Raw genomic sequence first — 23,029 nt, 5'->3', positions numbered from 1 at the left:
ACTACTTACTACTTTACTGTGAACTTGGTGTTGAGTCGATTAATGAAGACCATAGCTTCATTGCTATCTATCACCTACATCCCAGTTTTCGATACCCTCAGCCGTATCAACACTTTTTCCAGTTCTCTCTTCGATATTGTCTTTTGGCTGGAGGTAATGCTACCGCTCTGTATTGTTTAATACTGCGCCAAAATAATTCTCGATAAACACCTTTCTCGCTCTCCAAACACGGCCTTAGATTGATCTCTGGATTATACTAGTGATAAGTTATTCATATTAATGAAATAACTCTCCTATGAATCCACATTAATAGTAAGCACACAAGGATTAGCATGGATAACGATGAAATTACAAAATCTCAAGAGATTTTGCTTAACATAACAAAAATTGTTGAAACTGAATGCCCTCAGGATGCGAGTGCATTATTAGAGGAGGGGTTCGTTTTACTGGGAATAAGTACTAGCATTTTTGAAGACAGTGAAAATCGTTTTGTTTATTCTCTTGGTTTTCCCAAACCAATTGCGGAACAGAGTGACTGGGCTCGCTCAAATTTTTAAGAAGCGATATAACGAGTCATTAAACCGTGAAGTGTGATTATGGGTTTAGTTTTGGCTGCTGGCAATGAGCGGCTAACCACCGGATTAACTGTTGAAATTATCCGACACAACTATGTGTAGAGAATGATGAAAGATAAAATTGGATCTATTGAGCGCCAATCGATTTCCATCGGTATTGTGGCCAACTTTGTGATGGCATTGAGCGGCTGGGCGACGTTTTATCTGTCTGGCTCTCAAGCTTTACTGCTCGACGGTAACATGTCATTTATCCTGTTTTTATCTTCGATAGTGGCGCTTAAAATATCGAAGATTAAGACTATTCGCTCAGAGAAGTTTCCCTTTGGTTTGTACGTGACCGAAGCGCTGTATTCATTGATGAAAGGCTTGCTGCTGCTCGGCGTTATCATCTCGGCTATCACCTCTAACGCCAGTAAGATCTTCCAATACCTGGAAGGAGAGCCGCTTAATATGATAAAAACCGGACCAATCGTTTACTATGCCATAGCCATGGTATCGATCTGTTGGGGATTATCGGCATTTTATCGAATGCAAAACCGGCGTATCAAGATGGGCAGCTCAATGCTCAAGGTTGACCAAAAGGCCTCATTTATTGACGGCATGCTTTCGGCTTCTACCGGTACTATCTTGGTGGTGATTGGTTATGTTCAACCCGGGACTCAACTCGATTTTCTGCTCTATATTGGCGATGCCTTGTTAGTGATACTGCTCGCTGTTGCGATACTTGGTCAGCCGATCGGCATCATTAAAGACGCATTCATTGAATTGGCGGGTGGCAAGTTACAGGATGAAGTGCAACATCAAGCTATCGAAGATAAAGTAAACCGCCAACTCGAGCTGCGGGGAATAACCTCAGAGGCGCTAAATATAGGTAAGACGGGGAGCAGTTACCTGGTGATTATCAGCTTGTCTTTTAGTAAGTTGGCAGGGCATAACAGCAATGCCATCATGGGGTTTAAGGAGTCACTGACAGCGGAGCTTGCAGGTGAACTCACCTTTGTGGATGTCGAATTGGTGCTGATTTAACGGCCCAAAAGATTATAGGTATTGTGTCACTGAAAATATCGATAACAACAACTTATAGAGAGCAGGAGCAAGGATGTCTGAATATACAGCCGTAATTCGATGGGCTCGTAGTGAAGGTGAGTGCTTCATTGATAACCAATATAGTCGAGGGCATACATGGGAATTTGATGGTGGGGTTATTGTGCCGGCTTCATCTTCTCCCCATGTAGTCCCACTTCCTTATTCTGTAGAGACGAACGTTGATCCTGAGGAAGCGTTTATCGCTGCCTTGTCCAGCTGTCATATGCTGGTGTTTCTCTCTATTGCTGCCAAGCGTAAGTACATCATAGAAAGTTATCTTGATAATGCCGTCGGTCTTATGGAAAAAGACGGCGACGGAAAAACATCAGTGACCAAAGTAAGGTTACGGCCTCACATCATCTTTTCTGGTGAGCGTCAGCCAACAATGGAACAGTTGGAAAAAATGCATCACCTGTCTCACGAGAATTGCTTCATAGCAAATTCGGTAAAGACAGCAGTGACAACTGAAATTATTGTCTGATGTTCTGTTTATTCATCAAGGAAGCATCATTGAAACTGTTCATATTTGTGTTTGTTTTTCTATGTAGTACGCCATTATTGGCAGATGCCGCCTTTGAAATCCCAAGAAGTACAGTTATAGAATTGAAAGAGCCTAAGACGGATAGAGTCTATCCTCTGTTTATCAAGTTCCCTCGCTCCTATCATAGTGACGCTAAGCGAAAGTACCCGGTTATCTATCTAACCGATGCCTGGTACAGCTTTCAACTTGTTTCCGGCGCGATTCGCTTTCCTATGAATAGTGGTGTCATGGAAGAAGCCATTATTGTTGGAATTTCATATTCTGAAGGATCGAGTGGATCTTCGAGTCGAATAAGAGATTACACACCGATAAAAGTCGATAGTTGGAAACGTGAAACGGGTAATGCCGATGGGCATATAAAATTCATTAAGAATACTGTTTTTCCTCACATTGAAAGTCATTATCGAGCAAGCTCAACACAGAGGACATTTGTCGGCAATTCTCTTGGTGGTTTGCTTGGAACCTATATCCTATTTACACAACCTAATATGTTTTCCAGTTACATTATTGGCAGCCCTTCGGTCTGGTTTAACGATAACTACATATTATCTGAGTCAGTAAAAATACCTACTCGTCCTGTTCGGGTATATTTATCTGTGGGTAGTCTGGAGAGGCCTGAATACGGTCAAAGCGAAGATATGGTTGCCGATGCTAAGGCCTTGGAAGATAAGCTTAATGGTTATAAGTATCCAAATCTTGACCTGAAACTTTCAATCATTGAAGGTGCCAGGCATGCTACTGCTTTTCCTACTACAGTGATTCAAGGGTTGGACTGGTTATACGGAAAATGATGAAGCAGATAGTGTGTAGTCGATGGCACGGCGCGCAAGGCGACATGTTTAATTGGCAACCTTAGTTATCAAAAGCGTTACTGCCAGAATAACCAGACAAAGGTGGATAGGGTGACGATACAGATAAGATTAAGAATAACCCCCACTCTCATCATCTCTCGCTGTTTGATATGACCTGAGCCAAACACGATAGCGTTCGGCGGCGTGGCGACCGGCAACATAAAGGCGCATGAAGCACTGATACCTATCAGTGCTGACAGAATAACAGGTGATACACCCAGCACTTCCGCTATCGAGGCAAATATAGGGACTAACAGTGCCGTACTTGCAGTGTTGCTGGCAAATTCTGTCAGGAAAACGACAAAGGTCACTACCATCAAAAGGATCACAAACAGATCGGCCTGCTCAAGGTATTCACTTAAGCTATGGGCCAGAAAGGTACTGGTGCCGGTTTCTTTTAGTACATTACTGAGGCAGATCCCTCCACCAAATAGCAGTAATACCCCCCAGTCTGTTGTGTTGTCTATGTCTTTCCATTCTACGACTCTGGCAAGGCTCAACATGATGATAGCAAGGAGGGCGACCAGACTATCGAATCTGCTATAGCCACCGAGATAGGCATTGAGTGGCTTACTGAATATCCACAGGAATACAGTTATGCCGAAGATGATAAAAGTGGTAATTTTTGCACTGCTCCATTTGACCTGTTCACGGGGAATGTTGAAGGTGTAACTAAGATTTGGCTTTAACATCAGGTAAAGCAGGCTGACTGCTATAGGGAGCAGAATCAAAGTTATCGGCAAACCCAGCATCATCCACTCTGTAAAACTGAGACCAACCTCGGCAGCCGCGATTGCATTGGGTGGACTGCCAACGATAGTGGCTATTCCACCGATACTGGCACAATAAGCGATTCCCAGCAGAACAAAAACATAGGTGTTGTGATCACTCTTGTCATCGACTTTAGCTAAAATACCCAGTACCAATGGCAACATCATCGCCGTCGTAGCCGTGTTACTGATCCACATAGAGAGAATGGCTGTCACTGCGAATAACATCACGACTGCGACACTCATCTTTCCATTCGCGAGTTGCAGCACTTTGTCAGCAATGACTTTATCTACTCGCTGGCGGTGCAGGGCAGCAGCAAGAGCAAAGCCGCCAAGAAACAGAAATATGATCGGGTTGGCGAAGTTGCTAAGGGCCTGAGGTGTTTCGAGGACACCGAGTCCCGCGGCAAGCAGAGGAACGAATATGGCGGTGATCGAAACGTGAATGGCCTCTGTCAGCCACAATATGGCAATAAATATTAGCAGGCTGAGACCTATCACTATATCAGGTTGAAATGGCAGTGTATTTAACATGACCACAAACAGGAGTGCATCGGCAAGAAAGATCAAACTCTTGCGGTGTAACAACCAATCTTTTATGGCGAGAGACAAGCTATGCATATGCTTTCCTTAGCACCGATCCTTTCTTTGACTAATGACCTACGTGAGAGAAGCTCATAGGGTCGTCTGTATAGATTTTACGGATAGTACTATTATTGCACAGTTGAGCGTTTTTACTGGTAATTTAATAGACATAAAACAGTTGGTTAAAATATCAATTTAACGAGGGGAGATATTCGGCAGGAGTTGATTGTTTTATCTGTTTACGGTCTGTCGTCTATCAGTCATTTACCTCATGGCAAAGCCAATAATACCAATCGGTATAAGAAAGTGGTCAACTCAGAGTTATTTTTGGCTGCATAATTCAAGGCGAAGGAGTGAGGGAATGGTGATCCCTTTTGAACTCATTCAACACGGAAGTAGGCAGCCAAAAACACTCCTGAAAGGCGAGTTTTAGCACTTGTGATGCGGCGTTAACGAGCTTAAACGTAGAATAACTATGTTCCTCACTCGTTGCCTTGCCTCACAAGCGCTAAACTCTCGCTGAGTGACCACACCTTTATACCGATTGGTATAAATCCCCTGCGTGACTGAGAAATGTTTAAAAATGTTAATCTCATATGGAAAGGAGCTATCTGGGCGAACATGCGTAAACTTCTGTGAGTTTCAAACGATAGTCGCATTAATACCAGACTTTCTTTGAAATAGTACACATAGAGTGCAATTGATAGCTAATTTCATTTGACAAAAAGTGAACCAATGTTTAATTTAAACGGGTGTTTAAAATAGAGTGATAAGGTCACGGAATGGCAAATAGATCCGATACTAAAACAAGAATACTGGATGCTGCAGAAAAGTTATTTGCAGAAAGAGGCTTTTCTGAAACCTCATTACGTCTGATTACCAGTAAGGCCGAGGTCAATTTGGCTTCAGTTAATTACCATTTTGGTTCAAAAAAAGAGTTGATACGTGCTGTATTGGCCCGGTATCTCGATGTCTTTATGCCGGTTGCTTCGGCCGAAATCGTCAGATTGCAGGCATCGGATAAAAATGCCTCACTCAATGATATCTTTTCTATCTTAGTAGAGCCTCTTCTGGATCTGAATAAAGTAAGAGCCGAAGGTACAAGCACCTTCTTGCAGCTTTTGGGCCGTGGCTACATTGAAAGTCAGGGACATCTGCGCTGGTTTATCACGACTCATTACGGCGAACATTTAGATCAGTTCGTGAAAGCGGTTGCCGCAAGCGCACCCCATATTCCCCCCGCTGAGATGTTTTGGCGTTTACACTTTACCTTAGGTACGGTCGTATTCACTATGGCTTCGGCAGATGCTTTAATTGAGATAGCCGGAGCCGATTTTGGTGAGCAAAACAATATAGAAACGGTTATTCGTAAAGTGATCCCATACCTCTCTGCCGGTGTGTCAGTTCCTGTTAATTAAGGCGCAAAACAAAAGGTAATACCATGACTCTACTTATACTTGCACTACTCGTAATCATTGTGCTTTTTGGTGTCAAAAACATCAGGATGCAGTTTATCACTCGTCCGATTTTTTCATTTTTTAAGAAGCTACTCCCGCCTCTGTCTGATACAGAAAAAGAAGCGATGGAAGCCGGCGATGTTTGGTGGGAAGGTGAACTTTTCAGGGGTAAGCCTAACTGGGAAACACTACATAGCTATGGTAAGCCTAAGCTGACCAATGAGGAACAAGATTTTATCGACAATCAGGTCATGACAGCACTGACCATGATTGATGATTTCGATATTGTTCACAACCGCAAAGACCTGCCGCCAGAGCTTTGGGAATATTTTAAGAAAGAGGGCTTTTTCTCCCTTATTATCCCTAAGCAATATGGAGGTAAGGCATTTTCGGCTTATGCTAACTCAACTATTGTCGCTAAATTAGCCAGCCGAAGTGTAAGTGCGGCCGTGACGGTCATGGTGCCTAACTCTTTAGGACCTGGCGAACTTCTTACCCATTATGGTACACAAGAGCAACGAGAAAATTGGCTACCTAAACTCGCCTCTGGTGAAGCTGTGCCTTGCTTTGCGTTAACGGGTCCCGAAGCGGGTTCTGATGCGGGCGCGATTCCAGATGAAGGCATCGTCTGTCGTCAGGAGTTTGAAGGTGAAGAGGTATTAGGATTAAAACTTAACTGGGATAAGCGTTACATTACGCTGGCTCCGGTTGCTACAGTATTGGGGCTCGCGTTTCAAATGCGTGATCCTGACGGTCTACTCGGTGATAAAGAAGCCCTTGGTATTACATGTGCCCTGATCCCAACGGATCATCCGGGAGTGAAAGTGGGTCAGCGACATAACCCACTGGGCATGGCATTCATGAATGGTACGACTTACGGGGAAGATGTCTTTATCCCGCTGGATTGGATCATCGGTGGTCCACAATACGCGGGCAGAGGTTGGAGAATGCTGGTTGAGTGTCTTTCTGCCGGCCGAGGGATCTCATTACCTGCACTGGCGACGGCTTGCGGTCACACAGCCACTAAGACCACTACCGCGTACAGTTATGTACGTCATCAATTTGGTTTATCAATTGGTCAGTTCGAAGGTGTTCAAGAGGCATTGGCCAGAATCGTCGCCAATACTTATCAGCTTGAAGCAGCTAGGCGCCTCACAACTACAGGTATTGACCTGAAAGTTAAGCCCTCGGTTGTCACTGCGATAGCAAAGTATCATATGACCGAGATGAGCCGTGATGTGCTTAATGATGCGATGGATATTCAGTCAGGCAAGGGCATCCAGCTTGGACCGAAAAACTATTTAGGTCATCCTTATATGGCCAACCCTATTTCGATTACGGTCGAAGGGGCAAATATTTTGACCCGCAGTTTGATGATCTTTGGCCAGGGCGCGACACGTTGTCACCCTTATGTACTTGCTGAGATGGAAACTGCCGCCATGGAAGATTCCAGCGCTGCATTGGAAAGGTTTGATTCTCTGTTGTTAGGCCATATTGGCTACGGTGCCAGAAATGCGTTTAGTTCGCTGTTTTGCGCATTAACCGGCAGCCGCTTCAACCAATCGCCGGTTAGCGGTGAAACACAGCAATATTATAAGGATATGACCAGACTTTCGTCGGGTTTAGCTTTTGTCACTGATCTTGCTATGTTGATCATGGGGGGGGACCTTAAGCGTAAAGAGATGTTGTCTGCAAGGTTGGGGGATGTGCTCAGCGAATTGTATTTAGGCTCTGCGACATTAAAGTTGTTTGAAGATAATGGCCGTCAGCAAGATGATCTCCCTGCCGTACGATTTGTGATGGCAACCCGGTTGCAGAAAGCGGCAAAAGCGTTGGATGGTGCGTTGCGTAATTTCCCGAATCGCCCCGTTGCTTGGATAATGAGAGCCTTGATCTTCCCACTAGGTAATCATTTTAATGGTCCTACGGATAAGATGACCACAGATTTAGCTAAGGGAATGCTGCAACCCGGACCTGCCAGAGACAGACTTACATTCCTTTGTCCCGAGTTTGAAGGTGATAAAGGTGGTATTGCCGAGGTTGAAGATGCATTTCTTGCTCAATTTGAATGTCGCAATACTTATAAGAAGATCAAAAAAGCTCAGCGCGCGGGAACCTTGCCGAAGAAAATGGCCAACATGGCACTCTTTGAGATGGCTCTTGAGGTATCAATAATCAATAAAGGTGAATTTGAAGCTATTGTGAACGCAGATAAATTACGTTTAATCGCGATTCATGTTGATGAGTTTGAAACGCTGTAACAGTGAAGCGAGAACGATAGTGTTATAACACACTGACTCAGTCGAAAAAGGCACCCAGCGGGTGCCTTTTTTAATCTTTGCGAAACTGACAGCAATAGATCAAAAGCTGACATTCGACACTCCACCGAAAAAGCGGGATCACACATGAGTGTGTAGATTTTTAACAAGGGGAGAGACTGGTGAAAAGAGACGGGTCTGTATATTTATGTCAATGCTATCGATATCCAGATCAAACAGGCAAAAAAAAGGTACGCCTGAGCGTACCTTTCTTAGAATGAATATCGAAATTAAGCGACGATTAATACTTTACAAGTATTTGTTCCGCCGATAGTTTCCATAGTGTCACCCTTAGTCATCAAGACCATATCACCGCTCTTCAGGTAACCTGCTTGAGTCAGTGATTCTAATGCTTTCGAGGCAAGCTGTTCTGCAGCGAACTGCGTAGAATCAAAATGTACAGGCTGAACACCACGGTAAAGCGCCATTTTAGCTAGAGTCACGTCATGACGAGACAAAGCAAAGATAGGCAGTGCAGAACTGATGCGTGACATTAACTGAGGTGTAGCACCTGATTCAGTCAAGGCAACAATCGCTTTCACACTTTTCAGGTGGTTAGCTGCATACATAGTTGAAAGTGCAATTGTCTCTTCAGCAGTAACAAAACTTTCATCTAGTCTGTGCTTAGATACTTGTACACTAGGATGCTTTTCAGCACCAAGACAAACATCAGACATCGCTTGTACAGTTTCTTCTGGGAAGTCACCGGCAGCCGTTTCAGCTGAAAGCATTACAGCGTCAGTACCATCGAGTACTGCGTTTGCAACGTCCATAACTTCTGCACGAGTAGGCATCGGGCTTGTTATCATTGACTCCATCATCTGCGTTGCAGTGATGACACTCTTGTTGAGTTGACGTGAGCGACTGATCAGTTTCTTCTGAACAGCAACTAACGCTGGATCGCCGATTTCAACACCTAAGTCACCACGGGCAACCATGACAACATCAGAAGCGCGGATCACATCATCCATTGCTTCGTCAGTCGCGACGGCTTCTGCTCTTTCTACTTTAGCAACGATTAGTGCATTGCTTCCCGCTTTTTGAGCAAGCTCTCGTGCGTAGTCAAGATCTGCACCACTGCGAGGGAAAGAAACGGCTAAGTAGTCGACCTGAATTTCAGCAGCTGTGACGATGTCACGCTTATCTTTTTCAGTCAATGCAGCAGCCGATAAGCCACCGCCTTGCTTGTTGATGCCCTTGTTGTTAGACAGTGGTCCGGCAACTGTGACTGTAGTGTGGACTTTATTACCGTCAACACTTTCAACTCTAAGTTGTACGCGACCGTCATCCAACATCAGGATATCACCGATGCTTACATCATTCGGTAACTCTTTATAGTCGATACCAACCTGGTTCTCATCGCCTTCACCTTTTTCAAGATCAGCATCTAAGATAAAGCTTCGACCTAGGTCTAGCTGAACTTTTTTGTTGTCTTTGAAAGTAGAAACACGAATTTTAGGACCCTGTAGATCACCTAAGATAGCAACATGAACACCAAGTTCTTTTGCTATGTTGCGTGTATCGGTAGCACGCTTAAGGTGGTCTTCAGGAGAGCCGTGTGAGAAGTTTAGACGAACAACGTTAGCGCCGGCCTTGATAATGCGGCGTAAGTTGTCATCGCGATCGGTAGCGGGACCCAAAGTTGTTACAATTTTGGTTCTGCGGAACATGAGATACTCCGTTAAGTTTAAAAAAATTCTGACACTATATTAACAGACAATACCTACTTTTGTAGGAAAATTACAAACAAAATGATCTAGCGCAAGTTCTAATTTTTGTGAAGTGCCACTAAATATTAGTCTAAATTTGGCAGTACGGTGAATGTTGTACTGCCAGAATGGAGCAGAAAGTCAATTACAGTATGGGATCTTTATCGATTCTAGATTCCTTCAATACCTCTTTAACGCGCTTCAGACTCTCTCTAAAGCGTGGTCCTCGTCGCAAGGTGAATCCGGTAGCTAACACATCGATAACCACTAATTGAGCCAGACGGGACGCCATAGGGAGGTACATGTCGGTATCTTCCGGTACTTCCATGGTGACGGGCAGGGTACATTCACTAGATAGAGGCGAGTTTCTTGCTGTGAGACCGATGACTGCCGCACCATTCTCGCGAGCAAGACGGGCGATATCTATCATAGACTTAGTCCGGCCTGTATGGGAGATAAGTACGATAACATCACCCTCACCACTATTGATGCAGCTCATACGCTGCATTAAAACGTCATCGAAACAGATAACAGGTACATTGAAGCGGAAAAATTTATTTTGCGCATCATGTGCCACAGAAGCCGAGGCTCCCAGGCCGAAGAAAGAGATCTTCTTAGCTTGAGTCAATATATCTACGGCTTTATTTATCGCTGCTGTGTCCACGCTTTGACGAGCCGTATCGAGCGAAGCCATTGAAGATTCGAAGATTTTTGTTGTATAGGAATCAGGGCTGTCATCTTCTTCTACATGTCGGCTGACATAAGGCGTACCATTAGCTAAGCTTTGAGCTAGGTGAAGTTTAAAGTCAGGAAAGCCTTTAGTATCTAACCGTCGGCAGAAGCGATTGACGGTAGGTTCACTGACATCTGCCATCTTTGCCAAAGTGGCGATACTAGAGTGGATCGCCGTTTGGGGTGAGGCAAGAATAACCTCAGCAACTTTGCGCTCTGATTTACTAAAATGTGCAAGGCTTTTTTGAACCTTTTCAAGGGTATTCATATGCGTACGTCCACTCGAAAGTAATGTAATTATATTTATTTTTTTCCGTCATTTTAGAAAGTATCTAAAATTGAGAAACACGGCCTTTATGGAGAATTATAATTCAGGCACTGGTAAAACTTTCTACTATATATAGTAATTTAATCACGAAAAGCATATCAGGTTTTGTGTGTGAATGCCTAGGGCACTAAGTCCCGCTTTTTTGCAAAATTTAGATGCAATTAACAAATTCTGTTGTTATATTACAACAAACATGTGAAATATTCATCGATTCGATGTGGCACTGTGACAAAAGGAGATTTAGGAGCTATGGGCATAACAACACCAGAAGCCAAAGCTTGTGATTTTGTATTGTTTGGTACTAAAGGGGACTTGGCTCGCCGTAAGTTACTTCCCTCATTATACCAACTCGACAAAGCTGGTCTTTTAAACGAAGAGACTAAAGTGCTCGGCGTTGCAAAAGATGCATTCACCCAAGAAGAGTATCAAGCGTTAGTCGTTAAAGCTTTGCGGGGGTTTGTGAAAGAGGAGTTGTGTGAACAGACACTCGAACGCTTCTTAGCACGTTGTCATTATATAGGTACTAATTTCACTGAGTCCGAAGGTTACAAGACTTTTCATGACATTTTAGAACCCAGTAAACGTGTCATGGTGAGTTACTTTGCTACTCCTCCAGCCATCTTCGGTGATATTTGTCGCTGCCTCCACGAACAAAATCTTATCTATCCTGACTCACGTGTAGTTCTTGAAAAACCAATCGGCTCAGATCTCGAATCTTCTAAAGTCATTAATGACCAAGTTTCAGCTTATTATAAAGAGAGTCAGGTTTACCGTATCGACCACTATTTAGGTAAAGAGACGGTACAGAATCTTATTGCGCTTCGCTTTGCCAATTCACTGTTTGCGTCTAAATGGGATAATCGTACCATCGATCATGTACAGATCACGGTGGCAGAAGAGGTGGGTATTGAGGGCCGTTGGGGTTACTTCGATAAAGCGGGTCAAATGCGTGACATGATCCAAAACCACCTGCTACAAGTATTAACTTTGGTCGCAATGGATCCACCGGTTAACCTGGATGCCGACAGTATTCGTGACGAGAAAGTAAAAGTGCTTAAGTCACTGCGTCCGATCAATTCAGATAATATTTACGAAAATACCGTTAGAGGCCAATACTCTTCAGGTTTCCTGCAAGGGACTCCCGTTCCTGGTTACCTCGAAGAAGAGGGGGCCAATACCCAGTCTAATGCGGAAACATTTGTCGCCTTGCGTGTCGACATCGATAACTGGCGTTGGTCTGGCGTACCTTTTTACCTTCGAAGTGGTAAACGCATGCCGACTAAGAGTTCTGAGATTGTGGTTTACTTCAAAAACCCGCCTCATAACCTTTACCGCTCAAACTATCGCAACTTGCCGCCGAATAAACTCACCATTCGTCTTCAACCACATGAAGGTGTTGAAATTCAGATGATGAACAAGGTGCCGGGTCTGGAACAGAAACAACGTCTGCAAACAACCAAACTCGATTTAAGTTTCTCCGATACCTTCAAGAACGAACGTATTGCCGATGCCTATGAGCGTCTGTTACTCGAAGCCATGTTAGGAAATCAAGCCTTGTTTGTTCGTCGTGATGAAGTTGAACATTCATGGAGATGGGTCGACGGTATTATTGAAGCTTGGGAAGATAGCAACGAGAAGCCAAAGGCTTATCCTGCCGGAAGTTGGGGGCCAGTGGCATCAGTTGCATTGATAGCCAAAGACGGCCGTTCGTGGGACGAGTAGAGGAACATGACTATGATTAAAGAAAGTGTGTTCAAATCTTTTGATGATAAATCATCACTGGAAACCCAGCTTGCAGAGCGAATCGCTAAGCAACTACAGGAAGCGGTCGATATCCGTGGTAAGGCGAGTCTGATTGTCTCAGGCGGTTCGACACCGCTTAAACTGTTTCAGTTACTGAGTAAGAAAAGCATCGATTGGTCCGAAGTCTATATCACCCTTGCCGATGAGCGTTGGGTCGATAATGACTCAGATGCTTCAAATGAAAAGTTAGTCAGGGAGCACCTGTTACAGAACAGAGCGTCTAACGCCAAGTTTCGTGGCTTAAAAAATATGTTTTCCTCTCCTGAAGAGGGATGCCTCATGGCTAGCGAACAGTTGGCCCATTTCCCACGTCCATTCGACGTAGTGATTCTGGGGATGGGTAACGACGGGCACACATGTTCTTGGTTCCCTTGCTCTGAAGAGATAGATACCGCCTTAAATACAGAAGATGTGTGTGTGGCGGTCAATCCTGTCAGTGCTCCGAACCCCCGATTGTCGTTATCGAAAACCGCGATATTAGCCAGTCGTCAAATTTATTTACACATTGTAGGTGAGCAGAAACTCTCTGTTTACCGTCAAGCGCTTGAAAATGAAGATGCTAACAGCATGCCGATCAGAGCCGTCTTAGCTCAGCACAAGACACCGGTCGACGTTTACTGGAGCGCTTAAGGAGATATTATGCACGCAGTCGTACAATCTGTTACCGACAGAATTATCGCTCGCAGTAAAGAAACTCGGGCTAAATACCTGGCAGCACTCGATGAGGCCAAGCTTAATGGGGTACACCGTAGTTCACTGAGTTGCGGAAATTTGGCCCATGGTTTCGCAGCCTGTCAGCCCGCTGATAAACAGTCGATTAAAGCACTGACTAAAGCGAATATTGGCATTGTGACCTCATTCAATGACATGCTGTCGGCTCATCAACCTTATGAAGCTTATCCTGCACTGCTTAAGCAGGCTTGCGCCGAAGTGGGAAGTGTCGCGCAGGTTGCCGGTGGCGTTCCCGCAATGTGTGATGGCGTGACACAAGGTCAGCCGGGCATGGAGCTCAGCCTGTTAAGTCGTGAAGTTATCGCCATGTCTACGGCGGTGGGCTTATCTCATAACATGTTTGATGGTGCCTTGTTACTGGGGATCTGTGACAAGATCGTCCCAGGCCTATTGATTGGCGCCTTAAGTTTTGGTCATCTTCCGATGCTATTTGTTCCTGCGGGCCCGATGAAATCAGGGATCCCGAATAAGGAAAAGGCTAGGATCAGACAGCAATATGCGCAAGGTAAGATCGATCGTAAAGCCCTGCTCGAAGCTGAATCTCAGTCTTACCATAGCGCCGGAACTTGTACTTTCTATGGAACAGCTAACAGCAACCAGCTAATGCTGGAAGTGATGGGACTGCAACTGCCTGGTTCATCCTTTGTTAATCCGGATGATCCACTAAGAGAAGTACTCAATAAAACCGCCGCTAAACAGGTTTGTCGTTTAACCGAGATGGGCACCCAATATACGCCTATCGGTGAACTTGTTAATGAAAAGTCGATTGTAAACGGTATCGTGGCATTGCTTGCTACAGGCGGCTCTACCAACCTCACTATGCATATTGTTGCCGCTGCTCGCGCTGCAGGCGTGATTGTCAATTGGGACGATTTCTCTGAGTTATCGGATGCTGTGCCATTACTGGCTCGGGTTTATCCTAATGGGCATGCCGATATCAACCATTTCCACGCCGCAGGCGGGATGGCATTTTTGGTAAAAGAACTGCTTGATGGTGGGCTTCTACATGAAGATGTCAACACTGTCGCGGGCTACGGATTGAGACGTTATACCCAAGAGCCAAGATTAATTGATGACGAGATTAAATGGGTCGATGGTCTAGGTGAAAGTCTGGACAGTGAAGTGTTGACTAAAGTTGAGACTCCATTTCAGGCGAACGGGGGTCTTAAGCTACTTAAAGGTAACTTAGGCCGTGCCGTGATCAAAGTGTCAGCGGTTCAAGAAGAGCATCGTTTTGTCGAAGCACCTGCGGTTGTCATCGATGATCAAAATAAGCTTGAGGCTATCTTCCAAGCCGGTGATTTAGAAAAAGATTGTGTCGTTGTGGTCAAGGGCCAAGGTCCGAAAGCCATTGGTATGCCGGAACTGCATAAGCTCACCCCTATTTTGGGAACCTTACAAGACCGCGGTTTCAAGGTCGCGCTTTTAACCGACGGACGTATGTCTGGTGCATCAGGTAAAGTCCCTGCTGCTATCCATCTGACGCCGGAAGCGCTGGACGGTGGTTTAATTGCTAAGGTTCAAAATGGTGATTTAATCAGAGTCGATGCCTTAACCGGTGAGTTGACACTGTTAGTCGCCGATGAAGAAATTGCTGCTCGTGAAGCTGAGAAAGTAGACCTGAGAAGAACGAGTTATGGAATGGGTCGAGAGTTGTTTGCTGCATTAAGATCAAACTTAAGTAGTCCGGAAACTGGTGCACGTTGCACCAGCACTATCGATGAAAACTATTAATAAGGAAGAATTACGCAATGCTTGAGAATAACTGGTCGTTACAACCACAAGATATTTTTAATCGAAGCCCTATTGTTCCTGTTATGGTTATCAATAAGATTGAAGATGCCGTGCCATTAGCCAATGCACTCGTTGCCGGTGGAATTAGTGTACTCGAGGTGACACTGCGTACACCTTGCGCTCTGGAAGCGATAACTAAAATTGCCAAAGAGGTGCCCGATGCTTTAGTCGGTGCCGGTACGATTTTGAATGAAGCACAGTTGAAGCAGGCGGAAGAAGCTGGTGCTCAGTTTGTTATCACACCTGGTGCTACGCCGAGTCTGTTAAAAGCCGCTATGGCGGGGAAAATTCCTTTGATTCCCGGCGTTGCCAGTATCTCTGAAGTGATGACGGGTATGGCATTGGGGTATACCAATTTTAAGTTCTTCCCGGCCGAAGCATCCGGTGGCGTAAATGCACTTAAAGCATTTTCAGGTCCGCTTGCGGATATTCGCTTCTGTCCAACGGGTGGTATTACGCCAAGCAGTTACAGAGATTATCTGGCGCTTAAAAATGTCGATTGTATTGGTGGTAGCTGGATAGCTCCATCGGATGCAATGGAGCAGGGTGATTGGGAGCGCATTACACAGCTTTGTAAAGAGGCGATCAGCGGTATTTAAGTGATGCACCGTCTGGTTCCGTAATAATCGTTCGGTCTGAGTTTCCGTTTAGTACAAAGAGAAAAAGGCTATCCATTCGGATAGCCTTTTTATTACTTCTTACTGAGCGTTTAGCTTAGAGCTATTGAAGATGGACTCAACACGCCAGACTCGATATCTGATTTCACTCCCCTGTGGAAGATAAAAAACCTCAGGTAAACGACTGTCATATCTTATTTTCAGGTTACCGGGGATCTGCAGGAAAGCTTCTTTCTTAGCGAGTTCTAAACATGCCATCATGGTACTAGGTCCATCGGTGATTTGATTGACCCTATAGAATTGATATCCCCAGCCTTTAACTGAATCCTGTGTCAGCTCTCCCGTTAATCCATGTTTATTACAGTCCACCATTTTGGTCTGCCCTATCAGTATCTCGACCATATAATTTTGTTCATCATCGAGCGGTGGTAGCGTGAGGATATGCTGCTCCATGCCTTCAGCGGGTGATGGAAACATCTTTGAATCTTCGTGAATCTGGTAATTAGACGCGTTGTAGGTTTGCGATGTGATCATATTTTGATTAAGGCCACTTGGATGTGCCGGACTCGTCGCTAATGCATTAAATGATAGAAGAGATACAGCTAAGGCCGAAGTGGCGATTGCATGTTTTATCGTTTGTCTGATTATTGTCATTGTTAAGTTCTCCAAAAGAGCAGGTAGCTGCTTAAATATCATTAAGAAAAATAGCATTAAGCCAAAATTATTACAGGTAAATTGAATCAGTTAACCCTATAAACGGTTCAGTTTAAGAAAAGGGTTAAGTTTTTAATTTTTTATCATGCGAGAGGTATTTGTCGAGCATGAGCGGACTGACTTGTGCATAAATGACCATCTTGTGAGGCGGCTTGCAGCTCTTAAAGTTAAATTTACTGGTATCTACTTATGGATCAATTTAACTATTTTTGAGAAGTCAGACACGGAATGATGATTATTCCTATTTAGTAATATACTTTGACTATCAAAGTATATTACTATCAGTTAAGTTTGATTTTCAAACTATTTGAATGTCGAAGTATATGTATTCGAGATTATTCAGGGTTCGAAGCTTTACATTAAATTGATGGTCAACTGTAGGCTTAACTTTAAGCTAAATTAGACCTTGGCGACGAAAAATTATTTAACTAAAAAATCTATAGGGATGATATGAATAGCAAGTCTCACTCCATTCAGGACTGGCAACATCAGCACCAGTTTGCCAATATCAACAATGATGGCGAGCGTAATACCCGGTATGTTCTGTACCTCACCTTGATCACTATGATTGCGGAGATCGCGGCCGGCACAATCTACGGTTCCATGGCGTTACTGGCCGATGGCTGGCATATGGGAACACATGCGGCGGCATTTATGATCACGCTATTTGCGTATAGTTATGCTAAAAAACACGCCAATAATCCGAATTTTACTTTTGGTACCGGAAAGGTCAGCGTCCTCGGTGGCTTTACCAGCGCTATCGCCTTAGGACTCGTGGCTCTGATCATGCTGGTAGAGTCCGCTGTACGAATATTCAATCCGCAGCAGATCCAATTTAATGAAGCGATTATGGTTGCCCTGATAGGATTGACTGTCAATGTGATCAGTGTATTTCTGTTAAAAGATCACCATAGTCACGACCATGGGCACAGCCACGGTCATTCTCATGAACATGCTCACAGTCATCATGACCATTCTGACTGCGAAACACACTCAGATCATGAGGGGGATTCACCCAAAGAAGGGCATCATGATCATAACCTGCGTGCGGCATACTTTCATGTCCTCGCCGATGCGTTAACCTCAATATTGGCGATCTGTGCTCTCTTACTGGGGAAGCTATACGGCTTGAATTGGTTGGATCCTGTGATGGGCATAGTCGGCTCGGTGATTATCAGTCGTTGGGCATGGAACCTGTTAAGGCAGACTGCACCTATCTTGTTAGATACCAGCATCGAAGATCAGTATAAGAACAAGATTGTGGCCGAGATCGAATCGGAAGACGATCACCAGATCGCCGATCTGCATATCTGGCGTGTCAGTGCAGATCATTATGCGGTTGCGCTATCGATAGTGTCCCATAAGCCGAAAGACGCCGACTATTTTAAGTCTAAACTTAAGAAATTTGATCGATTGAGCCATTTGACCATTGAACTCAATACCTGTCGTCAGGCAGAATGCACCTAACGAGTATGTCATTAGAAATAAGAGAGTGTGATGAAGTCTACTGAAGATAAACTTAACCATGTGATGGTTGAGTTTTATGAAAAACTATCTTCCTGGGAACAGGCGGTAGTTAAAGACAAAGGCTATTCATTACCCTTGGTGCATACTGTGGAAATTCTCGGAGGAAACGGTCCGATGAGAATGAAGGAGCTGGCAGAGAAGATCGGGGTGACAACCGGTACTTTAACCGTGCAGATAGACAAGATGGTTAAATTGGAACTGGTTACCCGAAAACCTCACGAGTCAGACAGGCGCTCAATTCTTGTTGAACTTACGAGTCAAGGCCATGAGCTGTATGAGGAACATGATGCGCTTCATCTTCAGCTTACCGGCGAACTGACGGCTAAGTTTTCCGATGAGGAGCGTGCCCAGTTTCTCAGTTTTTTGCAGAGAGTCAACGCAGAGTTTTAACCTGTTTCATTTTTAGGGCTGATACTCACCACAAGTATCAGCCCTCGCTCAAATTTGCCCATGGATATTGCCACCTTAACTCCTCCGGCTATCCAGCTACAGAGTGCTAATTCAGATGTAATCCTCTTAGCAAAAAATTTTCTCGTTTGTACTACTTTACTATCAGAGGTATACAAAAGAATGTGTTATATTGTTATGAAATGTGAGTTGCTTTGTAAGCAATTGTGATTGGTGAGGATGATTAAGACGGTTTTTATTCAGGACGAGAAGATTAAATATAGAAAATTAATTCTGAAACTCATGGGTTTATAGAATAGGTAATCGCGCAGTTACTTATCGGTGAGTTAAAATAATAACAACATCCCTTTGGCGGTGAAGAATGAACTTAGCTAAACATCTCTCAGATACTGAAGTATCGGCAAAAATTCTCAGACATGCGGTTCCTACAATGTCAGAGCATAACATTCCTGTCACACCTGATAATTACGCCGTATGGTATGAATATTATCTTGGAATTAATCTGGACTTGAAACGTGCGATAGATGGCCTGATCTCAAACGGCATCTCCTTTAGCACCGAGGTTAATGCTGGGTTATATAAGAATTTTATTCAAGAACAGTCGCCTGAAATTATTGAAAACGTTCAGATTGAAACTCAGATCCTGATTAATAATCTATTGACTAAAATTAGTCAGATGAACAGTGGCACCGCCAGTTTGAATGATACCCTGTCTGAATTTCATCAAGATCTAAAACAGAGTCCAGACGCCGACATGTTACAGAAACTTGTCGATAGTCTGGTCGATGAGATGGACAATGTCATTAGCAGTAATAAGCAGATGGAAACGAGCCTTAATGCGATGAGTAGTGAGGTGAACTCATTAAAATCTGAGATGGAAAATCTCAATGTCTTGGCTTTGACTGATCAACTTACCTCTTTGCATAATCGCCGTGCTTTCGAAGAGGAAGTGCTGATACACATGCAGCGTTTAACCAAGACTCAAGAATCCAGCTGTTTATTGGTCATCGATATCGATCACTTTAAACAGTTCAATGATAATCATGGTCATGTTATTGGTGATAAGGTATTGACGTATATCGCCTTAGCCCTAAAGCAAGCCGTCAAAGGAAGTGACTTCGTTGCCAGATATGGTGGTGAAGAGTTTGTTGTTCTGCTACCCGATACCGAATTGGCCGATGCCTTGATTGTTGCCGAGCAGTTGCGCAGTAAAATTGCTGAGCGAAAATTGACAGTAGGGAAAGATAAAAAACTCTCCTTAGGCTCGATTACTGTCTCCATAGGGGCTGCGACGCTCAATATCAGTGACGACAGAGAGAGTTATTTTGTCAGAGCCGATGAAGCCTTATATCGTGCTAAGTCATGCGGTAGAAACTGTGTAAGAAGTGAATAGCATTTTTTTTAAGGCGAAGGCTCCGACGGAGCCTTCGTTTGATAACAGTAACGAATAAACTTTAACGTTTGAGTCTGCTTACCTCAATTTCATATCCATCTTGATCAGATGCTCTTCCATATCGAATGTCACCGTAAAGCCTAACCGTTTGGCTAAGTTAGCCATGCTGCGATTTTCGAACATGGTGAATCCGGTAAGTACCTGGGTATCATTGCCTTTGTAGTAGGCTATTAATTTCTCAAGCAGCAGCTTGCCCAGCCCTTGTCCCTGATGATCGCTTCTTACAGCCATGGCAAACTCAGCCTCGGTATTATCGGGATCGATCGAGGCTCTGATCGCGCCCAGTGTGATCTCTTCGCCGTCATCACCCTTTGCGGTGGCAATAAAGGCCATCTCGCGTGCATAGTCAATCTGAGTCAGTACCGCCATCTCTTCGTGTGTCATCTTTGAGCGAACGCCAAAGTAACGTTTGTATCTATCTTCATCGGACAGGGAGTTATCGAAGGCCAGATGTTTAGGTTCATCTTCAGGCAATATGGGTCTGAGCATGACCTCCCGGCCGTTTTTAAGAGTGGCTTCCTGCTCCAACTCTTTGGGGTAGGGCGATATCGCTAGCCTGGATGCATTGTCTACCGGTGTGTCGTGCAGCTGAATATTGACATCGAGAAGCGTGACGTTTTCACCTGCGCATAGCACAGGGTTAAGGTCGAGACTGGCAATTTCGGGACAGTCAATTATCAAATGAGAAATCTGAGTTAACATGACACACAGGGCATGCATGTTTAAGCCTAAAGGAAGATGTCGGTCTCGTAACTTCTGTGTTTTCAGCGCCTGGATCACCATATAGCGGGCGAGTGTCATATTCAATGGAGGAAGTGCCACAACCGCATCTTTAGTTGGTTCCCATTCTGAGCCTCCTTCACCCAGTAAGATCGCCGGTCCAAAGACAGGATCGTTAATGACTGCAACCCGGATCTCCTGTGCCCCTGCTGTTAGGGCCATCTTCTGTACGATCAGCCCCTCAATCTTGGCATCTGGGTTGGTTAATAACACCCGGGATCTGATGGCCGTTGCTGCCTGGATCACTTCATCTTCGCAAGTCAGATTGAGCATGACGCCATGGACATCTGATTTATGGTGTATGTCAGGTGATTGGACCTTGACCGCCACCGGATAACCAATCTTATTGGCCACCGTCACCGCATCCTCCGGGGTGTTGGCGACATAGGTATCGATAGTCTTGAGTCCATAGGCACTGAGGACCTCCTGAGATTCATGTGTCTCAAGAATTCTCTTACCTTGTCCAAGCGCCTTAGCGAGTCGCGCTCTGGCTTGTTCTGCATTGGTAGGAATGTTATCCGGTATAGATTGAGGGACCTCTTGCAGTAATTTCTGGTTTCTACGGTACTCAACCATATGCATAAATGCACCTACGGCACCTTCGGGTGTTCTATAGGTGGGGATCCCAGTTCGGTTAAAATGCTTTCTGGCCGGATAGGCAGAATCTTCACCACTCCAGTTGGTGAGCACGTTGACCCTGTTCCTCCTGGGATGTTTGGCAACCATCTCAACGAGTGCATTGGCAATTTCGACACTGTCTCCCAGCGCCGAAGGGGAATGCAGTACCAAGATCGCATCGGCATCATCGCTGTCCATCATTATCTCAACCGCTTTAGCATAGCGCTTAGCATCGGCATCACCGCCAATATCTATCGGATTTTGACCGGACCAGGTTGAGGGCAGCAGCTCATCGAGTAAATTTAAGGTTTCACTGTTGAGGCTGGCAGACTTTCCACCGCCAAGCATGAGTTGATCCAGGGCGAGTACTGCGGGCCCGCCGCCATTACTAACGATAGCGAGTCGCTCTCCGAGCAGAGGGGAGGAATGGGCTAAGGTTTCGACCGCGGCAAACAGTTCGATAAGATCGTTGACTCTGAGCATTCCTGCACGTCTGAAAGCGGCTTCATAAACGGCATCGTTACCCGTTACGCCACCGGTGTGAAGTTTAGCGGCGTTTGTGCCCTCTAAACTCCGGCCCGATTTGATCACCAAAATGGGTTTATTGCGTGAGGCGGCTCGAGCCGCCGACAGGAAATGACGTTTTTCGTTAATGGAATCGACAAAGAGCATGATTGCGTTGGTTCTCGAATCCCGACCCAGGTAGTCCAGTAGCTCATCGAAGTCGATGTCGGTCGCATCACCTAATGAGATAAACGAGGAGAAGCCGATCCCCTTATTATTGGCCCAGTCGAGTACGGTTGTGCATATCGCAGCCGATTGCGATACAAAAGCAATTTTGCCTGGCAGGGCACTGACATGGGCCAGGCTCGCGTTTAAACCGAGGTTTGGCAGCATCATCCCTAAGCTGTTAGGGCCCAGGATACGCATGCCATAGCGTTTAGCATTGAGCTGAGTCTCCTCCAGGAAACTAACCCCTTCATCGTTAAAATGGCTGGCCATGCCGGAGGCCATGATGATGGCCACTTTACAGCCAAACTGAGCCAAGGTTTCCACGACACCGGGTACACGAAAAGCGGCGGTACAGATGATGGCCAGATCGGGTTTTAAGGGAAGGGCTTCGATATTGGGGTAGGCGAGTACGCCGAGTACCGCTTCATACTTAGGGGTAACCGGCATGATGGGACCGGAAAACCCACCAGCAAGCAAGTTTTTCATCACCACGTTACCTGCACGTTTTTCGGTATTTGAAGCTCCGATAATGGCGACAGATTTCGGTTTAAACAAAGTATGCAGTGTACGTTGACTCATTCACTTTCCCCATCGATAGGCATAGCTACGAGTGTACCTGATATGTAGAATAAATCTCCTTAAATTTAGTAGGATAATTAGCCCGTTTACACTCATGTGCCGGGTTAAGTTGCGCCGTATTGAAGTTAAGTTATTTAGCTCTTATAGCGAGTATGTATCAACACGAATTCGATATGCGTTGAATTAAATTGATAGAAGCCAGTGAGGTTACAGTCTATATTTAACAGGTCGTTTGGTATTGAGGGTTATCGCTATATGTCATTTTTACTATCCATGCATGAAATGAATTGATTTCACTCCATTGTCCGAACGGACGCGCC

Annotated in this window: 18 protein-coding genes; 13 read left to right on the top strand and 5 right to left on the bottom strand. The window is 44.9% G+C overall.

From position 1 onward, the window contains the following. Positions 1–332 precede the first annotated feature (332 nt). The 4 genes from EKG38_RS17960 to EKG38_RS17945 all read left to right on the top strand — a co-directional run bounded on the left by EKG38_RS17960 (position 333) and on the right by EKG38_RS17945 (position 2,993). A complete protein-coding gene (locus EKG38_RS17960; protein ID WP_126521644.1) occupies positions 333–557 on the top strand; it encodes a hypothetical protein in 225 nt (74 codons plus the stop codon). A gap of 123 nt (positions 558–680) precedes the next feature. Then, complete coding sequence (locus EKG38_RS17955) at positions 681–1,601, top strand: cation efflux transmembrane domain-containing protein (RefSeq protein ID WP_246033209.1); 921 nt, start codon at positions 681–683, stop codon at positions 1,599–1,601. A gap of 73 nt (positions 1,602–1,674) precedes the next feature. After that, the gene (locus tag EKG38_RS17950; protein ID WP_126521642.1) at positions 1,675–2,142 is read left to right on the top strand and encodes an OsmC family protein; all 468 of its coding nucleotides are present in this window, start codon (positions 1,675–1,677) and stop codon (positions 2,140–2,142) included. Beyond that, on the top strand, positions 2,142–2,993 hold the full coding sequence (locus EKG38_RS17945; protein ID WP_126521640.1) for an alpha/beta hydrolase: 852 nt from the start codon (positions 2,142–2,144) through the stop codon (positions 2,991–2,993). Before EKG38_RS17950 ends, EKG38_RS17945 begins: the two co-directional genes overlap by 1 nt. Positions 2,994–3,070: 77 nt before the next feature. On the opposite strand, the gene EKG38_RS17940 is transcribed toward EKG38_RS17945, so the two are convergent. After that, positions 3,071–4,444, bottom strand: coding sequence for an SLC13 family permease (locus tag EKG38_RS17940; protein ID WP_126521638.1), 1,374 nt, complete (start codon positions 4,442–4,444; stop codon positions 3,071–3,073). A gap of 746 nt (positions 4,445–5,190) precedes the next feature. On the opposite strand from EKG38_RS17940, the gene psrA reads away from it, so the two are divergent. Together psrA and EKG38_RS17925 are read left to right on the top strand one after the other, a co-directional pair. Next, positions 5,191–5,826 (top strand): TetR family transcriptional repressor PsrA, encoded by a 636-nt coding sequence (gene psrA, locus EKG38_RS17930; RefSeq protein ID WP_012142410.1) that lies wholly within the window; start codon positions 5,191–5,193, stop codon positions 5,824–5,826. Positions 5,827–5,849: 23 nt separating this feature from the next. Next, positions 5,850–8,126, top strand: coding sequence for an acyl-CoA dehydrogenase (locus EKG38_RS17925; protein ID WP_126521636.1), 2,277 nt, complete (start codon positions 5,850–5,852; stop codon positions 8,124–8,126). A gap of 287 nt (positions 8,127–8,413) precedes the next feature. On the opposite strand, the gene pyk is transcribed toward EKG38_RS17925, so the two are convergent. After that, positions 8,414–9,853, bottom strand: a complete 1,440-nt coding sequence (gene pyk / locus EKG38_RS17920) for a pyruvate kinase (protein WP_126521634.1) — start codon at positions 9,851–9,853, stop codon at positions 8,414–8,416. Positions 9,854–10,037: 184 nt separating this feature from the next. Continuing rightward, on the bottom strand, positions 10,038–10,892 hold the full coding sequence (locus tag EKG38_RS17915; protein WP_126521632.1) for a MurR/RpiR family transcriptional regulator: 855 nt from the start codon (positions 10,890–10,892) through the stop codon (positions 10,038–10,040). Positions 10,893–11,201: 309 nt separating this feature from the next. Here EKG38_RS17915 and zwf point away from each other — a divergent pair, with 309 nt between their 5' ends. From zwf to EKG38_RS17895, 4 genes are read left to right on the top strand one after another with little or no spacing between them, the layout of a single operon-like run. Next, positions 11,202–12,674, top strand: a complete 1,473-nt coding sequence (gene zwf, locus EKG38_RS17910; protein ID WP_126521630.1) for a glucose-6-phosphate dehydrogenase — start codon at positions 11,202–11,204, stop codon at positions 12,672–12,674. Positions 12,675–12,686: 12 nt separating this feature from the next. Continuing rightward, entirely contained in the window at positions 12,687–13,385 is a 699-nt protein-coding gene (pgl, locus tag EKG38_RS17905) for a 6-phosphogluconolactonase (protein WP_126521628.1), read from the top strand. 9 nt (positions 13,386–13,394) lie between these two features. Continuing rightward, positions 13,395–15,221: a phosphogluconate dehydratase gene (gene edd, locus EKG38_RS17900; RefSeq protein WP_126521626.1), complete on the top strand. Its 1,827-nt coding sequence runs from the start codon at positions 13,395–13,397 to the stop codon at positions 15,219–15,221. A 17-nt stretch (positions 15,222–15,238) separates the two neighbouring features. Beyond that, complete coding sequence (locus EKG38_RS17895; protein ID WP_126521624.1) at positions 15,239–15,880, top strand: bifunctional 4-hydroxy-2-oxoglutarate aldolase/2-dehydro-3-deoxy-phosphogluconate aldolase; 642 nt, start codon at positions 15,239–15,241, stop codon at positions 15,878–15,880. A gap of 99 nt (positions 15,881–15,979) precedes the next feature. Here the strand turns inward: EKG38_RS17895 and eco are convergent, their stop codons facing one another. Next, a complete protein-coding gene (gene eco, locus EKG38_RS17890) occupies positions 15,980–16,552 on the bottom strand; it encodes a serine protease inhibitor ecotin (protein ID WP_126521622.1) in 573 nt (190 codons plus the stop codon). Positions 16,553–17,062: 510 nt separating this feature from the next. On the opposite strand from eco, the gene dmeF reads away from it, so the two are divergent. The 3 genes from dmeF to EKG38_RS17875 all read left to right on the top strand — a co-directional run bounded on the left by dmeF (position 17,063) and on the right by EKG38_RS17875 (position 19,940). Further along, positions 17,063–18,079, top strand: a complete 1,017-nt coding sequence (gene dmeF, locus EKG38_RS17885) for a CDF family Co(II)/Ni(II) efflux transporter DmeF (RefSeq protein ID WP_126521620.1) — start codon at positions 17,063–17,065, stop codon at positions 18,077–18,079. A gap of 30 nt (positions 18,080–18,109) precedes the next feature. Beyond that, positions 18,110–18,529 carry a MarR family winged helix-turn-helix transcriptional regulator gene (locus tag EKG38_RS17880; protein WP_126521618.1) on the top strand — a complete coding sequence of 140 codons (420 nt, stop codon included), beginning with the start codon at positions 18,110–18,112 and terminating at the stop codon, positions 18,527–18,529. 379 nt (positions 18,530–18,908) lie between these two features. Then, on the top strand, positions 18,909–19,940 hold the full coding sequence (locus EKG38_RS17875; RefSeq protein WP_126521616.1) for a diguanylate cyclase: 1,032 nt from the start codon (positions 18,909–18,911) through the stop codon (positions 19,938–19,940). A 78-nt stretch (positions 19,941–20,018) separates the two neighbouring features. Here EKG38_RS17875 and EKG38_RS17870 read toward each other — a convergent pair whose 3' ends face one another. Beyond that, positions 20,019–22,709 (bottom strand): bifunctional acetate--CoA ligase family protein/GNAT family N-acetyltransferase, encoded by a 2,691-nt coding sequence (locus EKG38_RS17870; RefSeq protein WP_126521614.1) that lies wholly within the window; start codon positions 22,707–22,709, stop codon positions 20,019–20,021. Positions 22,710–23,029 lie beyond the last annotated feature (320 nt).

The sequence above is a fragment of the Shewanella canadensis genome (assembly GCF_003966225.1).
Classification (GTDB): Bacteria; Pseudomonadota; Gammaproteobacteria; order Enterobacterales; family Shewanellaceae; genus Shewanella; species Shewanella canadensis.
The sequence above is the reverse complement of the archived record's forward strand: the minus strand, read 5'-3'. Positions and strand labels throughout refer to the sequence as shown.

Bases quoted from the DNA above. Each gene is read 5' to 3' on its own strand.
- EKG38_RS17960 (WP_126521644.1), top strand. From the start codon at position 333: ATGGATAACGATGAAATTACAAAATCTCAAGAGATTTTGCTTAACATA.
- EKG38_RS17955 (WP_246033209.1), top strand. From the start codon at position 681: ATGATGAAAGATAAAATTGGATCTATTGAGCGCCAATCGATTTCCATC.
- EKG38_RS17950 (WP_126521642.1), top strand. From the start codon at position 1,675: ATGTCTGAATATACAGCCGTAATTCGATGGGCTCGTAGTGAAGGTGAG.
- EKG38_RS17945 (WP_126521640.1), top strand. From the start codon at position 2,142: ATGTTCTGTTTATTCATCAAGGAAGCATCATTGAAACTGTTCATATTT.
- EKG38_RS17940 (WP_126521638.1), bottom strand. From the start codon at position 4,444: ATGCATAGCTTGTCTCTCGCCATAAAAGATTGGTTGTTACACCGCAAG.
- psrA (WP_012142410.1), top strand. From the start codon at position 5,191: ATGGCAAATAGATCCGATACTAAAACAAGAATACTGGATGCTGCAGAA.
- EKG38_RS17925 (WP_126521636.1), top strand. From the start codon at position 5,850: ATGACTCTACTTATACTTGCACTACTCGTAATCATTGTGCTTTTTGGT.
- pyk (WP_126521634.1), bottom strand. From the start codon at position 9,853: ATGTTCCGCAGAACCAAAATTGTAACAACTTTGGGTCCCGCTACCGAT.
- EKG38_RS17915 (WP_126521632.1), bottom strand. From the start codon at position 10,892: ATGAATACCCTTGAAAAGGTTCAAAAAAGCCTTGCACATTTTAGTAAA.
- zwf (WP_126521630.1), top strand. From the start codon at position 11,202: ATGGGCATAACAACACCAGAAGCCAAAGCTTGTGATTTTGTATTGTTT.
- pgl (WP_126521628.1), top strand. From the start codon at position 12,687: ATGATTAAAGAAAGTGTGTTCAAATCTTTTGATGATAAATCATCACTG.
- edd (WP_126521626.1), top strand. From the start codon at position 13,395: ATGCACGCAGTCGTACAATCTGTTACCGACAGAATTATCGCTCGCAGT.
- EKG38_RS17895 (WP_126521624.1), top strand. From the start codon at position 15,239: ATGCTTGAGAATAACTGGTCGTTACAACCACAAGATATTTTTAATCGA.
- eco (WP_126521622.1), bottom strand. From the start codon at position 16,552: ATGACAATAATCAGACAAACGATAAAACATGCAATCGCCACTTCGGCC.
- dmeF (WP_126521620.1), top strand. From the start codon at position 17,063: ATGAATAGCAAGTCTCACTCCATTCAGGACTGGCAACATCAGCACCAG.
- EKG38_RS17880 (WP_126521618.1), top strand. From the start codon at position 18,110: ATGAAGTCTACTGAAGATAAACTTAACCATGTGATGGTTGAGTTTTAT.
- EKG38_RS17875 (WP_126521616.1), top strand. From the start codon at position 18,909: ATGAACTTAGCTAAACATCTCTCAGATACTGAAGTATCGGCAAAAATT.
- EKG38_RS17870 (WP_126521614.1), bottom strand. From the start codon at position 22,709: ATGAGTCAACGTACACTGCATACTTTGTTTAAACCGAAATCTGTCGCC.